9 protein-coding genes are annotated in these 15539 nt (G+C 68.2%); 3 read left to right on the plus strand and 6 right to left on the minus strand.

The features are described from left to right. Positions 1–71 precede the first annotated feature (71 nt). From fadJ to F8M74_RS28620, 6 genes are all read right to left on the minus strand, one after another. Complete coding sequence (fadJ, locus tag F8M74_RS28595) at positions 72–2312, minus strand: fatty acid oxidation complex subunit alpha FadJ (RefSeq protein WP_141255694.1); 2241 nt, start codon at positions 2310–2312, stop codon at positions 72–74. Next, positions 2312–3613: an acetyl-CoA C-acyltransferase FadI gene (fadI, locus tag F8M74_RS28600; protein WP_141255695.1), complete on the minus strand. Its 1302-nt coding sequence runs from the start codon at positions 3611–3613 to the stop codon at positions 2312–2314. The genes fadJ and fadI overlap by 1 nt, the downstream gene beginning before the upstream one ends. A gap of 136 nt (positions 3614–3749) precedes the next feature. Further along, positions 3750–4796, minus strand: a complete 1047-nt coding sequence (hemE, locus tag F8M74_RS28605; protein ID WP_140794476.1) for a uroporphyrinogen decarboxylase — start codon at positions 4794–4796, stop codon at positions 3750–3752. A 54-nt stretch (positions 4797–4850) separates the two neighbouring features. Next, a complete protein-coding gene (locus tag F8M74_RS28610; RefSeq protein ID WP_228560444.1) occupies positions 4851–7196 on the minus strand; it encodes an alpha-amylase family glycosyl hydrolase in 2346 nt (781 codons plus the stop codon). 14 nt (positions 7197–7210) lie between these two features. Continuing rightward, positions 7211–8707, minus strand: a complete 1497-nt coding sequence (locus F8M74_RS28615) for a hypothetical protein (RefSeq protein ID WP_216620281.1) — start codon at positions 8705–8707, stop codon at positions 7211–7213. 37 nt (positions 8708–8744) lie between these two features. Beyond that, positions 8745–11171 (minus strand): glycogen-debranching protein, encoded by a 2427-nt coding sequence (locus tag F8M74_RS28620; RefSeq protein WP_228560446.1) that lies wholly within the window; start codon positions 11169–11171, stop codon positions 8745–8747. A gap of 254 nt (positions 11172–11425) precedes the next feature. Here F8M74_RS28620 and F8M74_RS28625 point away from each other — a divergent pair, with 254 nt between their 5' ends. From F8M74_RS28625 to F8M74_RS28635, 3 genes are read left to right on the plus strand one after another with little or no spacing between them, the layout of a single operon-like run. After that, on the plus strand, positions 11426–12514 hold the full coding sequence (locus F8M74_RS28625) for an ABC transporter ATP-binding protein (protein WP_171410329.1): 1089 nt from the start codon (positions 11426–11428) through the stop codon (positions 12512–12514). Next, the gene (locus tag F8M74_RS28630) at positions 12511–14691 is read left to right on the plus strand and encodes an extracellular solute-binding protein (RefSeq protein ID WP_141255700.1); all 2181 of its coding nucleotides are present in this window, start codon (positions 12511–12513) and stop codon (positions 14689–14691) included. The genes F8M74_RS28625 and F8M74_RS28630 overlap by 4 nt, the downstream gene beginning before the upstream one ends. Further along, on the plus strand, positions 14688–15536 hold the full coding sequence (locus F8M74_RS28635) for a sugar ABC transporter permease (protein ID WP_141255701.1): 849 nt from the start codon (positions 14688–14690) through the stop codon (positions 15534–15536). The genes F8M74_RS28630 and F8M74_RS28635 overlap by 4 nt, the downstream gene beginning before the upstream one ends. Positions 15537–15539 lie beyond the last annotated feature (3 nt).

Genomic DNA, 15539 nt, shown 5'->3' on the forward strand with positions numbered 1-15539 from the left:
CAGAGACGGCCTCCGGTCAAGCCCGGGAGCCGCCGATACGCGGGACTCCCGGGTGCAGTCACTGGAATGACTCAGCGCGGGTAGAACGTCTTGCCCGCCTTCACCATCTCCACCAAGTGCGGCGCGGGGGCGAAACGCTCCCCGAGCTTGTCGTGGTAGTGCTCCAGCTTGCGCAGCACCTCGGCGGGGCCGCGGCTGTCCACGTAGTGGAAGGGGCCCCCCAGGAAGGGCGGGAAGCCCAGGCCGAAGATGGCGCCCACGTCGCCGTCACGCGCGCTGCGGAGGATGCCCTCGCCCAGGCAGCGGATGGCCTCGTTGACCATCTGCAGCACCACGCGCTCCGCCATCTCCGCGCGGTCGAAGGAACGGCGCTCCGTGCCGTGCGGCAGCAGGGCGTAGATGGAGCTGTCCACCTCCTGCTTCTTCCCGTCCTCGTACAGGTAGAAGCCCTTCTGCGTCTTGCGGCCCAGGCGGCCGTCGGCCACCACCTTCTCCAGGGCCTTGGGCGCCGCCATGCGCTTGCCGAAGGCGGCCTCCATGAGGGGGCCCACCTTCTGCGCCACGTCGATGCCCACCTCGTCCAGGAGGGTAATCGGGCCCACGGGGAAGCCGAACTCGACCAGCGCCCTGTCCAGCTCCGCGATGTCCGCGCCTTCCGCCAGCAGGTACGCCGCCTCGTTCATGTACGGGGCGAGGATGCGCGAGGTGTAGAAGCCCGGCCCGTCGTTGACGACGATGACCGTCTTGCCCTGCTTGCGCCCCACCTCCACGCAGGTGGCCGTCACCCAGTCCGCGGTGCCCGCGTGGGTGATGATCTCCAGCAGCGGCATCTTGTGGACCGGGCTGAAGTAATGCATGCCAATGACTTGCGCCGGCCGGCGGCTGCCCTTGGCCAGCTCCGTAATCGGGATGCTGGAGGTGTTGGACGCGAAGATGGTCTGGTCGCCGGTGACGGCCTCCACTTCCGCGATGATGCGGTGCTTGAGCTTGAGGTCCTCGAACACCGCCTCGATGACCAGGTCCGCGGACTTGAAGCCGCTGTAGTCCGTGCCCGCCGTCACCAGGGCCGACTTCGCCGTGGCCTCGCGGCGCGTGAGCGAGCGCCGCTTCACGCGCTCGTCCAGGATGGACTGCACCTGCTTCATGGCCCGGCCCACGCCCGCGTCGTCCTTGTCCTTCACGCGCACGGGCACGCCCTGGAGCACGCTGGTGACATAGGCGATGCCGCCGCCCATCAGCCCGCCCCCCAGCACCGCCACCTTCTTCACCTCGCGCGGCTTCGCGTTGGGGTTGGAGGTGCCGTTCTCCTTCTTCAGCGCCGTGGTGGCGAAGAAGATTTCCACCAGCCGCTTGGAGACGTCCGACACCACCAGTTCGCCAAAGGCCTTCGCTTCCGCCTCCTGGCCCGCCTTGTGCCCGGACTCCAGTCCCACGCGCACGACCTGGAGCGCCTTCTCCGGCGCGGGGAACTTGCCGCGCGTCTTCTTCAGGAGCTGCTTGCGCGCCTGGTCGAAGAGGACCTTGCGGCCCAACGGGTTGTCCTCCAGCGCCACCTCCGCCCACAGCTCCTTGTTGGCCAGGCCCTGGATGAAGCCCGCCAGCCCCTTCGCCTTGCCGTTCGCGGCCACGCCCTTGAAGCCCTGGCCGTGACGGCGCTCCACCTTCAGCGTGCCCGCGGCCAGCTCCTTCGCGCGCCGCACGGCGATGGCGCGGAGGATGGGCGCCGGCACCACTTCATCCACCACGCCCAGCTTCTTCGCCTTCGCGGGCTTGAGGCTCTTGCCGGTGAGGATGAGGTCCAGCGCCGCCTGCACGCCAATCAGCGCCGGCAGCCGCTGGGTGCCGCCCGCGCCCGGAATCAGGCCCAGCTGCACCTCCGGCAGCCCCAGCGACGTCTTCGGGCTGTCGGTGGCGATGCGGTAGTCACACGCCAGCGCCCACTCCAGGCCGCCGCCCAGACATGCGCCATGGATGGCCGCGACGACGGGCTTGGGGAAGGCGGCCAGTTTGTCGAAGCCCTCCTGCCCGTTACGGCTGATGGCGGTGGCCTCCTCCGCCGTCTTGATGGTCTGCAGGAAGTCGATTTTCGCCCCGGCGACGAACGAGTCCTTCTTGCCGGACGTGAAGACGACGGCCTTCACCTCGGGCTCGCGCTCCGCGCGCATCATGACGCGCAGGAAGGCCTCGCCCGTCTCCGGCGACAGCGTGTTCACCGGCGAGTCCGGCAGGTCGAAGGTGATGACGGCGACGCCGTCCTCCACCTGGTACGAGAAGCCCTGCTTCACCTCGAGCTCTTCCGCCTTGGTGGCCATCACGCACGCTCCAGGATGACGACTGCGCCCAGGCCGCCCGCCGCGCAGACGGTGCACATCGCCGTGTTCTTGTTCCGACGCTTCAGCTCATTGAGGGCCTGGGTGACGATGCGCGCCCCCGTGGCCCCGAAGGGATGACCAATGGCGATGGAGCCACCCGTCACGTTCAGCCGCTCCCGGTCGATTTCGCCCACCGGCGCGCTCCAGCCCGCCTTCTTCGCGAAGGACTGGGACGCCAGCGCCTGGATGTTGCTGGCCACCTGCGCGGCGAAGGCCTCGTGCATCTCCACCAGGTCGATGTCCGCCAGCGTCATGCCCGCGCGCTTGAGCGCCGTGGGCACCGCGTAGGCCGGGCCCTGGAGCAACTGGTCGCCCGGGTCCGTGGCCGCGTAGGCGTGGCTGCGCAGGAAGCCCAGCGGCTCGTAGCCCAGCGCGCGCGCCTTCTCCTCGCTCATCAACAGCAGCGCCGCGGCGCCGTCCGTCAGCGGCGACGCGTTGCCCGCCGTAATCGTGCCGTACTTGCGGTCGAACGCCGGCTTGAGCTGCCCCAGCGCCTCCATGCTGGAGTCCTCACGGACGATGTTGTCGCGCTCCGCCGTCTTGTCGAACTTCGGCGGCACGACGACGTGCATGACCTCGTTGTCGAACAGGCCGTCCTTCCACGCCTTGGCCGCGTTGCGGTGCGAGTTGAAGGCGATGCGGTCCTGCTCCTCGCGGGAGATGCCGTTCTCCTTGGCCATCTTCTCCGCGCTCTCCCCCATCGTCATGCCGGTGGAGTACTCGGCGATGGCCGGGGGCACCGGCAGCAAATCCTTGGCCTTGAGGCGCTGGAAGGGCTTGAGCTTGTCCGGCAGCGAGCGCCCCTTGGACGCCGCCACCAGCGCGTGGGCCAGCGGCCGGCTGGTGAAGATGGGCGCGTCCGACATGGACTCGGTGCCACCGGCGATGATGACGTCCGCCTCCCCCGTGGCAATCGCGTTGGCCGCCGTCGTCATCGCCTGGATGGACGTGGCGCACGCGCGCGACACCGTGAAGGCATCAATCTGCTTCGGCAGCCCCGCCGCGATGACGACCTCGCGGGCAATGGACGGGGCCGTCAACGTGGGGATGACCTGGCCGAACACCAGCTGGTCGATGACGTTCGGGTCCAGGTCCGTCTTCTGGACCAGCTCCTGGACCACCAGGCGGCCCAAATCCAGCGCCGTCAGCCCTGAGAAGACGGAGCCCGCCTTGACGAACGGGGTCCGCAGGCCGCGGACGATGGCCACCCTTCGGGGGCCGTTGCGCTTCTCGCTTGCCATGTTTTCCACACCTCCAGCGAAGTCGGGAGGTGGGCATCTAACGAGCGGCGATGCGCCGCGTCAATCGTCCGTTGATTCAAAAATCAATCGGTGGACACTCCCCCGGGGCGGCTGGCCGTCCCGGGGGGAGGCGCCCCTAGGCGCCCAGCGTGCCCTGGCGCAGGGCTACGCCGTGGCGGTGGACGGCCTCCACCAGGAACTTCGCGGCGTCGGGGTCCGTGGGCGGGAGGATGCCGTGGCCCAGGTTGAAGATGTGCCCTTCGGGGCCCGCGCGGCGGAGGATGTCCTTCACGCGGCCGTCCAGCTCCTCGCGGGGGAGGAACAGGTGCAGCGGGTCCAGGTTGCCCTGCACCGCCACGTCCGGCCCCAGCACCTTCCGGCCCTCGTCCATGGGCAGCGTCCAGTCCAGGCCCACCACGTCCGCGCCCGTGCTCTTGAGCAGCGGCAGGTGGTTGGACATGCCCACGCCGAACACGATGACGGGCACGCCGGTGGCCTTCAGCTCGGACACCATGCGCTTGAGGTAGGGAATGCAGAAGCGCTCGTAGTCCCATGGCGACAGCGCGCCGCCCCACGAGTCGAAAATCTGGACGATGCTCGCGCCCGCCTCCACCTGCATCTTCAGGTAGGGGATGAGCGTGTCGGTGAGCTTGCCGAAGAGGCGGTGCGCCAGCTCGGGCTGCTCGAACATCAGCCGCTTGATGAGGATGTAGCTCTTGGAGCCGCCACCCTCCACCATGTACGCGGCCAGGGTGAAGGGCGCGCCCGCGAAGCCGATGACGGGCACGGAGTCATTGAGCGCCTTGCGCGTGCGGCGGATGGCCTCGGCCACGAAGCCGGTGCCCTCCACCGGGTCCGGCACGCCCAGCTTGTCGATGTCCGCCGCGGAGCGCACGGGGTTGGGGAAGTGCGGCCCCTTGTCCCCCAGCTCCAGGGTGATGCCCATGGCCTCCACGGGGATGAGGATGTCCGAGAAGATGATGGCCGCATCCACACCCAGACGCGTCACCGGCTGGACGGTGACTTCCGCCGCCAGGTCCGGGTGCTTGCACAAGTCCAGGAAGGCGATGTTGCCGCGGATGGCCCGGTACTCGGGAAGGTAGCGGCCCGCCTGGCGCATCAGCCATACCGGCGTCGTGTCTGTGGGCTGGCGGCGCGCCGCGCGGAGGAGTCGGTCGTTCACTTCGAACCTCGGAGTGGGCCCCGCGCCAGGCGGGGCGAAAGGAAACAGGTGCGGTCAGCGCTGGCTCCACGCCAGCCTCTGGCGCAGCGGCCCGGTGCCTTCGTCCACGAACAGCAGACGATTGGCGCCGTCCTCCCAGTCAAAGGTGCCCTGGGAGCCGCCGCGCAAGAGCTTGTACTCGAAGACGGCGCCCACGGGCAGCGACAGCGCGAAGCCGTCGGGCCCTGGACGAAGCGAGCGCTCGGGATTCCACCCGCCCATCTCCGGCCCACTGCCCACCAACCGCACCGACGGGTCACCCACGGCCAGTTCCACTTGGCGCCGCGTGCCCATCCCCCGCCACCGCAGACCCGCGAGCTTCGCCGCCGTGGCGAAGCCGCCCGCCACCTGGGGCGTCAGCCGCGCCAGGGCCACTTCGCCGGCGGGCACGCGCATGAAACCCGCTCCCCCGGCGGCCAGCGGCGGCGCCAGGGCCAGCGGCTCCAGCTTCGCGCCGGCCAGCCCGTCGGGCAGCGGCACATCCACGGCGCTGTCACGGGTATTCACGGCGATGACGACGGCCTCGTCGGCGGTGACGCGGGCGTAGGCGAAGAGGTCCTCCCGGGCGGCGAGCATCAACGTCTCGCCACGCTGGAGGGCCTCACTGCCTCGACGCAACGCCAGCAGCCCGCCAATCCACGACCGCAGCGGGTGGTTCGTGAAGCGCATGTCGCCCCGGTTCTCCGGCTCCTTCGCGCCCGTCAGGCCCTCCTCGGTGCCGTAGGTGAGCGCCGGCACGCCGCGCGCGGTGAGCTGCACCGCCAGCGCCCGCTTCACCCGCTCCACGTCACCACCGCATTCGCTCATCACCCGGGGCAGGTCGTGGTTGTCCACCATCGTCACGAGCGAGCCCGGCGCCGGGTATAGCCGGTCGTTGAAGAGGATGGCGCCCAGGTGCGACGGGGAGCGGCCCCTGCAGAAGACGTCCACCAGCGCGAAGGCCAGCGGGAAGTCGAACATCGTCCCGAAGCGGCCTTCCTTCATCGTGTTCGACAGCAGCACCGGGTCGCCGTCCAGCATCTCCCCCAACAGCAGGAAGTCCGGCCCCGCGTGCTCGCGCAAGTCGTCGTTGTAGCGAGCCCAGAAGGAGGTGGGCATGTGCTTCACCGCGTCCAGCCGGAAGCCCGCGGGCTGGAGCACGTCCACCCACCGGCGCGAATGCGCCAGCAGGTGCGCGTACACTTCTTCCTTCTCCACGGCGAGGTCCGGCAGGCCGTGCACGTCTCCCATCACCAGTTCGCGTGAATCGCCCCAGTCCTTGATGGGACCCAGGCCGTGGAACCAGTCGGGCCGCTCACGCGCCAGGCGCGTCTCCGGCCCCACGTGGTTGAGCACCACGTCCAGCACCAGCCGCATGTCCCGGCGGCGCAACTCCGCCGCCAGCGTCTTCAGCAGGGCCTCATCTCCGAAGCGCGGCTCCACCCGGCCGAAGTCCTCCACCCAGTAACCGTGGAAGGCGCCGTACCCATGGAACTTGTCGGTGCGCATCTGGAAGACGGGTGAAAGCCACACCGTGCGGACACCGAGCTGCTGCAGCCCGTCCAATCGGTCAATGACTCCTTGCAGGTCTCCGCCGTGAAAGGCCTGCGCGTCCTCCAGGTCCACTGCACCGTCGTTCTTCGGGTCTCCATTGGAGAAGCGGTCCACCATCACGAAGTAGACCGCGTCTCCCCCCGGCGGCTCCCACGAACCCCGGTAGGGCTGGAGCACGGCCGGCGTGCCCGTGCCCGGCTCGATGCCCGGTCCGGCCGGCGCGTCGAGGCCCGGCACCGTGCCCGGGCCACCGTCCGTATCCGGCACCAGGAAGGGCGAGGCCAGGAAGGAGTCGAACAGCGCGCCCGCCTGCCCGGCGATCTGCGTGGCCACCTCCAACTGCGCATCGTCCTCGCGCTGCTGGTCGAACTGAAGCGCCGCGCCGTAGTCCTGGGTGACGACGGTGGGCGCCATGGCGGAGTCCGCGCGCGCGCCCGTGGTCCGCACCGAGATGTCCCACGAGAAGCGGCCCCCCACCTGGCTGAAGAACGACACCCGCGTCTCCACCAGCAGGTGCAGCGGCGCCTCCGGCGTCAGCGCCTTCAGCATCTCGAAGCGGCGCTGCGAGTCGCGCACCTTCGCGAAGTAGGCGGCGTAGTCCGCGTAGGGCACCACCTCCACGCGCAGGTTGCGCCTAGCCAGGGTCTCCGCGATGCGCTGCTTCAGTCCTTCCGGGACGTCCGCCACCACGCCGGCCCGCCTCGCGTCATCCCGCACGTAGGCCACGGCGACCACCGTGCCGCTGGGCGCCAGGGGCGGAGGCGCCGCGCGGGGCAGACACGCCGCGAGCGTCACCGCGGCCAGCGCCGCCGTGAGGGAGACCACCACGCTCCATCGCCTTGTCAGAACCATCCTTCGGCCTCGATCGCCACCACCGAGTGCCAGTGACGCTCGGGGCCGACGTAAACGTTGTACTGGTCCAGGCTGTCCACGAAGGAGTTGCCAAATGCCGCATGTTGGGTGGAGCGCTGGAGCCCATACAGCAGCCGCAGGCTGGGGCGCGCGTAGATGCTGCGGCCCGTGGGGTTGAGCACCACACCAGCCTTGAACTGCCAGGTGTCGCGCGTGTCGCTGTCACCGAACTCCAGGCCGCGCGCGTCCGCCATGCCGTCGGTGCTGGTGAACACCGAGTCCACATGATTGCGGTAGAGATTGCCGTTCAGGCTCTTCTCGCGCGCGACGCTGCTCTCCACCAGGAGGTGAACCTTGTCGGTGAGAAAGTACTGAAGGCGGAGCACCGTGGAGGCGATGACGCGGTTGTCCTCGCCCGCGGCGATATGGTTGTCCTTGTTGAACGAGTAGCCAGCCCACACGCCCCAGAGCGCCTCCAGCTTGTCGGGGATGATGCGCAGGTAGGCCTCGTTGCCAATGTTGCCGTCGTAGCGCTCGTCGGTCTGGTCCGTGACGTACACGGTCCAGTCCCGGCCCCGGAAGTTCTCCGTGTAGAAGGGCTGCGGGTGGCGCTTCTCGAACGTCAGGTACAGGTTGCTCCACACCAGCGGCCCCACCCCGCCGAAGCCCACATAGCCCATGGCCCGGTACGACAGCGCGCTGCGCGCCCTGAGGTCCGGGACCAGGTCCTCCGCGCCCGGGTTGGCCTCGAAGTAGCGCCGCACCACCTCGCGCCGCGCGAAGTTCTCGTAGCTGGTCCCGGGCGACGCGTAGAGCGCGTTCCGGTTGCCGCGCACCGCGGGCTCGTAGCCCACCTGGCCGCGGATACCCACCTCCAGGTGACCAGGAATCAGCCGGTAGCGGAACGACGCGGCGCCTGTCAGCACCGTGTTGTAGTTGTTCGGGCGCAGCGTGTAGCCGATGTCCCCCACCGCCAGCAGGACGTCGTAGCGGTCGCCCTGGTACGTGCCGGACAGGCCCACCGTGTCCCAGAGCAGCGTGCCGGGACGCTGGTCGTAGATGTGCAGGTCGTTCCAGCGGTCCTCGAGCGTGCCCAGCTGCCACGTCACCCGGTCCAGCAGGATGTTGCCGGCGCGGACGAAGAGGTAGTCGGCGCTGAAGTTCACCAGCGAGCCATTACCGGGATCCGCCGAACGAAACGACCTGCCAGAGATACGGGAGTGGACCTCGGCCCACACCTCGTCGGACCCCGGCGTGGCCTGCAGCGCGTCCAGCCGGAGGTTGAGCTCACCGTAAGGGCTTTCGTTGAGGAGCCGACCGTAGAGCCAGTAATAGCCCAACTGGCCCGAGCCGCCCGAGAAGTCCGGGCGGGTCATGATGCGGAAGTAACCCGCCGCCCCAAAGCGATCGCGAGGCGCATCGGCCAGGGCAACGAGCGGCAGGAACGTCAACAGGATGGCGCCGAGGCGCGCAGGCAGGACTCGCATGGGCGGGCCCCGCTTATAGCGCAACCTGCTTGCCTGCCTAATCCGCACGCAGGACGACGATGGTTCTTTCTGGCACCCCGTACGTCGGACCGTTCACTGGTGACGGTGCATCAAGCCACGAGTTACCCGTGGACCGGCTGTCCAGGCCCGCCGTCGTGAGATAGGCGGGGCTGTCGAAGTACGCCTGCGTGTCGATGAGCCGCGTCCACTTGCGGCCTTCGGGCAGCGTGAACGCCACCGCGCGGGGCTCCATGTTGATGAGCACCAGCAGCTCCGGCCCGTAGGACGCGTCGTGGTAGTGAATCATCAACTGCTTGCTGTCCCACGCCGCCTCGGTGTTCTGGGCGCTCTTCCAGGCCAGCGGCGCGCCCTTGCCGTAGTCCTTCGGCGCGAAGGCGTAGGCGTGCTCCTTGCGCAGGCGGATGGCGGCCTTCACGAACTCGAACATGCGGTGACGTTCGTCGCGCGCCAGGTACGCGCCCCACTGGTACCAATTGAAGGAGTTGTCGGACAGCGTGGAGTAGGCGTTGTTGTTACCCAACTGCGTGCGCATCCACTCGTCGCCGCCCAGGATCATCGGCGTGCCGTGGCTGATCATCATCGACATGAAGGCATTGCGAATCATCTGCCGTCGCATGCTCTCCGCGCGCTCGTCGCCAATCGGACCCCAGTTGCGGGAACGGTTGTGCTCCTCGCCGCTGACCTTGTCGCAGAAGGGACTGTTCGGTGTGTCACAGCACACCGGGTTCAGCGGACCGCAGCGGTTCTGCTTCTCGTCGTACGCGAACAGGTCGTACATCGTGAAGCCGTCGTGCACGGTGATGAAGTTCATGGAGTGATACGGGCGGCGGCCATTGCGCTCGAACCACTCCTGGCTGCCGTACATCAGGAAGCCGCCGTCCACCGTGCCAGGCCGGCCGCACAGCGAACCCTCGTTGGAGTTGAGCTTCCAACCGTCTTGGTTCATGAACGCGCGCCACCAGTCGCGGAAGCGGCCGTTCCACTCGTACCAGCCATTGCCCGGCTGCGTCTTGGCGTTGGGGAACTCGCCCAACGGCATGCAGTACCAGCCGCCCGCGCTCCACGGCTCGGCCATGATGCGGGTGTTGTACTTCTGGAGCACCGGGTCATCGATGACGTCCTGGAGCACGGTGTTGCGCGGGTCGTCCCAGCGGTTGTAGTCGCCGTCGCGCTCGCCCAGGATGGGTGCCAGGTCGAAGCGGAAGCCATCCACGTGGAGCTCTTCCACGTAGAAGCGCAGGCTGTCGATGATGAGCTTGCGCGTGGGCCGGTGGTTGGGGCGCGTCTGGTTGCCGACGCCGGTGTTGTTCCAATACGTGCGGCGGTCTGGGTTGAGCGCGTAGTACGCTTGGTTGTCGATGCCGCGGAACGAATAGAGGCCAGCCGTCTCCGCGGGGTCCAGGGACTCCAGCGGCTCGCCGGGCATGACGTCATCCGTCTCCAGCTTCTCGCGCCAGAGGCCCCCCTCGCCGGTGTGGTTGTAGACGACGTCGATAATCACCTCGATGCCGTGCTTGTGGAGCTGCTCCACCATCCACTTGAACTCGTTGATGACCTGGTGCGGCTCCTTGAAGGCCGCGTAGGACACCTCGGGTGCGAAGAAGTTGATGGTCTGGTAGCCCCAGTAGCCACCGTCCAGCGGCTTCTCATGGATGGGCAACAGCTCCACCGCGGTGATGCCCAGCTCGGCCAGGTAGGCCGCCTTCTCACCGAAGCCGCGGTAGGTGCCCGGGAAGCGCACGCCGCTAGCGGGGTCCGCCGTGAAGCCCTTGGCGTGAACCTCGTAGACGATGAGGTCCTGCCAGCCATGGCCCTGCCAGTTCTCGTCCTGACGGTTGGCACGCCACTGCTGCTCCACCTCGCCCCACTGGTAGTCGCCGCTCTTGACGAGCACGCTCTTGGCGGAGGCCGCGTAAGTCACCACCGTGCGGGCCGGACCGCTGGCCGTGCTGCCCTTGCTCCAGTCGTGATCGCGGTGCAGGGCCTTGGAGTACGGGTCCGTGAGCAGCTTGTTCGGGTTGAAGCGGTTGCCATAGACGTCCGCGTCTGCCTTGAAGCCGTGGATGGACCCGGGGAACCACCGCGGGTCGAACTCCCAATTGGGTCCCCATGCGCGGAAGCCGTAGTGCTGTCCCACGCCCACGCCTTCCACGTAGACGCTCCACACGTCGCCGTAGCGTGTCATCTCATAGGCGCGCGCCGGGCGGTTGCTCTCCGGGTCTTCGAAGAGCAGCAGCTCCAGCCGGGTGGCGTTCTCCGAGTACAGGGCGAAGTTCACGCCCTTGTCCACATAGGTGGGGCCGATCTGGCGAAGGGACTCGATGTCGTCCACCGAGTAGCTCGGGGCCCGAGCAGCACTGTGGTACAGCCGGACGTAGTCGCTCTCGCTACAGCCAGTGATGAACAGGGCGGTGGACAGCGCCGCGCCCACGAGGCGGGACATTCTGTGAGTGAGCATCAGGTAGGCTGACCTCGAGGTCCGGACATGACTCGGCCCGGCAATCAAACTCCGTTTCCATAACAAGCGCCTTCCATGCCTGACAAGGCAGGGCCCGGGTTTCCAATCGGGAACAGACCTTCGTTCACTGGCGCACGCGACGGGAGGATGCAGCGCAAGCAACCAAGGAGGTTTGAGGAAACAAGAAGCGTCCGGGTAAGGTGCGCGACCGTCTTCCCATCAATTTCTCCGAGCACGACTTGTCCGAAGTCACCCTGAGCGGGATCAAGAAGTCGTTTGGCCAGAACCTCATCGTGAAGGGCGTGGACCTTCAGGTGGGTGAAGGTGAATTCCTGGTGATGGTCGGCCCGTCTGGCTGCGGGAAGACGACCTTGCTGCGGCTCATCGCGGGCCTGGAACAGGTGGACGCGGGCGAGGTGCGCATTGGCGGCGCCCGGGTGAACGACGTTCCGCCTCGTGACCGCGACGTTGCGATGGTGTTCCAGTCCTATGCGCTCTACCCGCACATGACGGTGCGGGAGAATCTGGCCTTCGGCCTGACGCTCCGGAAGTTCCCCGCCGCGGAGATTGAGTCGCGCGTGCAGGAGGTGGCCGGAATGTTGGAGCTGCGCCATCTCTTGGAGCGCAAGCCCAAGGCCCTGTCCGGCGGCCAACGCCAGCGTGTGGCCATGGGGCGAGCCATCGTCCGCCGCCCCAAGGTCTTCCTCTTCGACGAGCCCCTCTCCAACCTGGACACCGCGCTCCGGGTCCAGATGCGCGGCGAGCTGGCGCGGCTGCACCGCCGGCTGGGCGCGACGATGATCTACGTCACCCACGACCAGGTGGAGGCCATGACGCTGGCCACCCGCGTGGCTGTCTTCAATGGCGGGCTCCTCCAGCAGGTGGGCCCGCCGCTGGAACTCTACAACCGCCCCACCAACCAGTTCGTCGCGGGGTTCCTCGGCTCCCCCTCCATGAACTTCCTGGAGGCGCGGCGCGAGGGGGCTCAGTTTACCGGCAAGGGCTTCACCCTGCCCTGTCCGGCGGACGTGACCACGGAGGAAGCCACGGTGCTGCTCGGCCTGCGTCCCCAGGATTTGCGCGTGGAGTCCCAGGGGCCCCTCACCGGTACCGTGGACGCCGTGGAGCGACTGGGCTTCGACGGGTACGCCTTCGTCAACACGGAGGCCGGACTGGTGGCGGCTCGCTTCGACAAGGGCGTGAACGTCGCGGTGGGTGACAAGGTGCACCTGGCCCCCGTGTCGGACGCGCTGCACGTCTTCTCCAAGGACGGCGCGAAGGCGCTGCGCCATCCGGAGCAGCGCGCCGCGCTGGAGATCGCGTCGTGAGCCGGTGGCTCGGCCTGGCACTGCTCGCCACGGCGCTGAGCGCGCACGCGGCGCCTGAGACGGAGAAGCCGCTGAAGCTGTGGCACGCGTACCGCGGCGGCGAGGAGGCGGCGCTCGTCCAGGCCACGAAGCTCTTCACCTCGAAGTCGGGCGTCCAGGTGGAGCTGCTCGCCCTGCCCTACGACGCCTACGCGGCCAAGCTGACCAACGCCATCCCCCATGGCGTGGGCCCGGACGTCTTCATCTTCAACCACGAGCGGCTGCGCAACTTCCACGCGATGCACCTGGTGGCTCCCGCCAGTGGCCTGGCGCGCGAGGACTACTTCCCCAACGCCGTGGAGGCGCTGGAGGTGGATGGCCAGGTGTACGGCTATCCCATGTCGCTCAAGTCGCTGGCGCTCTACGTCAACACGAAGCTCGTGCCCCAGCCGCCAGAGACGACGGACGCGCTGCTGGCGATGCTGCCCGCGCTGTCGGACGCGGACGCGGGCCGCTTCGGGCTGGCCTACGAGAGCGGCGACTTCTACTTCCACGCGGGGTTCCTCTTTGGCTTCGGTGGCGAGCTGTTCGATGCACACGGCCGCGCGAGCTTCGACACGCAGGGCATGGCCCGCTCGCTGGCCTTCGTGAAGGACCTGCAGGACCAGCGCTTCATCCCCCAGGAGGCCTCGGGCGCGCTGGTGAAGAGCCTCTTCAACGACGGCCGTGCCGCCATGATCATCAGCGGGCCGTGGTTCGCCGGGGAGATTGCCCCCAACGTGAACTACCGCGTGGTGGGGCTGCCGGTGGTGAGCGCCACGAACATCCCCATCCGCCCTTTCCTGGGCGTGGAGACGGCCTACGTATCCGCGCGCTCCGAGCGGGCGGAGCAGGCCCAGGCGCTGGCGCGCTTCATCTCCCTGGGCGAGGCCTCGCGCATGCGGGCCATGGTGGGCCGGCAGATTCCGGCGGACGTGGCCGCGTACACGCTGCGCGAGGTGCAGGAGGACACGCTCATCTCCTCCTTCCGCGAAGCGGCCCGCCACGCGACGCCCATGCCCAACACGCTGGAGATGGCACGTGTCTGGGAGCCCATGAAGCTGGCGCTGCGCGCGGTGCTCCAGGGCGGCACCGCGCCCCAGGACGCGGGCGCGCTGGCGGACCGGCGCTACCGCGCGCTGCACCGCGAGCGCCCTCCCGACGCCAGCCCCCTGCCCTGGCTGGGATTGGTGGGCGCCATGGCGCTGGGCGGCTCCGTCTGGGTGCTGCGGCGCCCGGCGGCGACGCTGCCTTTCAAGCAGCGGTACCCGGACGTGGCGCAGGCGGTGGCATACATCACCCCCGCGGCGGCCGGCGTGGCGGTGCTGGTGTTCGTCCCCTTCGCGGTGGGCCTCAGCCTGTCGCTGTTCCACCACGAGGCGGGGGAATACTCCTTCGTAGGCCTGGCCAACTTCGTGGATATCCTGGCCAGCCGCGGCTACAGCATCACCGAGCCCCTGTCCTTCTATTTCACGCTGGCCGTGACACTGCTGTGGGCGGTGGTCAACGTGGTGCTCCACGTCAGCATCGGCCTGTTCCTGGCGCTGCTGTTGAAGGATCCGCTGCTGAAGCTGCGGGGTGTCTACCGGGTGCTGCTCATCATCCCCTGGGCCGTGCCCAACTACATCACCGCGCTCATGTGGAAGGGCATGTTCCACCGGCAGTTCGGCGCCATCAACGGCCTGCTGGTCGCCCTGGACCTGGAGCCGGTGAGCTGGTTCACCCGCTTCTCCACGGCCTTCGCGGCCAACGTGGCTACCAACACCTGGCTGGGCTTTCCCTTCATGATGGTGGTGGCGCTGGGCGCGCTCCAATCCATCCCCCAGGAGCTCTACGAAGCCGCGGAGGTGGACGGCGCGAGCAAGTGGACGCAGTTCCGCCGCATCACCCTACCGCTGCTGAGGCCCGCCATGCTGCCGGCCGTCATCCTGGGCAGCGTGTGGACCTTCAACATGTTCAACATCATCTACCTGGTGTCCGGCGGTGAGCCGGGCGGCGGCACCGACATCCTGGTGTCCGAGGCCTACCGTTGGGCCTTCCAGCGCAACGAGCAATACGGCTTCGCGGCGGCGTACTCGGTCCTCATCTTCGTGGTGCTGCTGATCTGGTCCGCCTTCACCAAGCGATTGATGCGGTCGTCCTCGGAGGTGATGGGATGAACCGTCCCTCGCGATTGAAGATGGCCGCCATCCACGCCGGGCTGACGCTGCTGTGCATGGCCACGCTCTACCCGGTGCTCTGGGTGGTGAAGATGGCGCTGTCGCCCACGGACGGGCTGGCGCTCACCGCCAATCCCTTCCCCGAAACCGTCACGCTGGAGCACTTCCGGCAGGTGCTCTCCGGCACGGACGCGGCGGGGCGGTGGGTGTTCGGCCGGCAGCTCCTGGCGAGCATCGTCGTGGCGGGCGCCACCACGCTGGTGGGCCTGACGCTGGCGGTGTCCGCGGCCTACGCGCTGTCGCGCTTCCGCTTCCCCGGCAAGGATGGCGGGATGCAGGCGCTGCTGGTGACGCAGATGTTCCCGGCGACGCTGATGATGGTGCCCATCTACAGCATCCTCCAGAAGCTGCACCTGCTGGACAGCCTCACGGGGCTCGTCCTCGTCTACGCCACCACCGCCCTGCCCTTCTGCATCTGGAACCTCAAGGGCTACTTCGACACGCTGCCGCGCGAGCTGGAAGAAGCGGCGGTGATGGACGGCGCCTCCACCTTCCAGGTGTTCGTGCGCGTGGTGCTTCCGCTGGCCCGGCCCGCATTGGCCGTCACGGCGCTCTTCTCCTTCATGACGGCGTGGAACGAGTTCATCCTCGCCGCCACGCTGCTCAACGACCCGTCCCGCTTCACCCTGCCCGTCGCGCTCCAGCGCTTCGTCGGCGAACACAAGGTGGAGTGGGGCAAGTTCGCCGCGGGCGCGCTCATCGTCTCCGCGCCGGTCATGGCTTTGTTCTTCGCTCTCCAGAAACACCTCGTCGGCGGACTGACCGCTGGCGGCGTCAAGGGGTGATGT

Origin of the sequence: Myxococcus sp. CA023, assembly GCF_010998615.1 — a bacterium.
Taxonomy (GTDB): domain Bacteria; phylum Myxococcota; class Myxococcia; order Myxococcales; family Myxococcaceae; genus Myxococcus.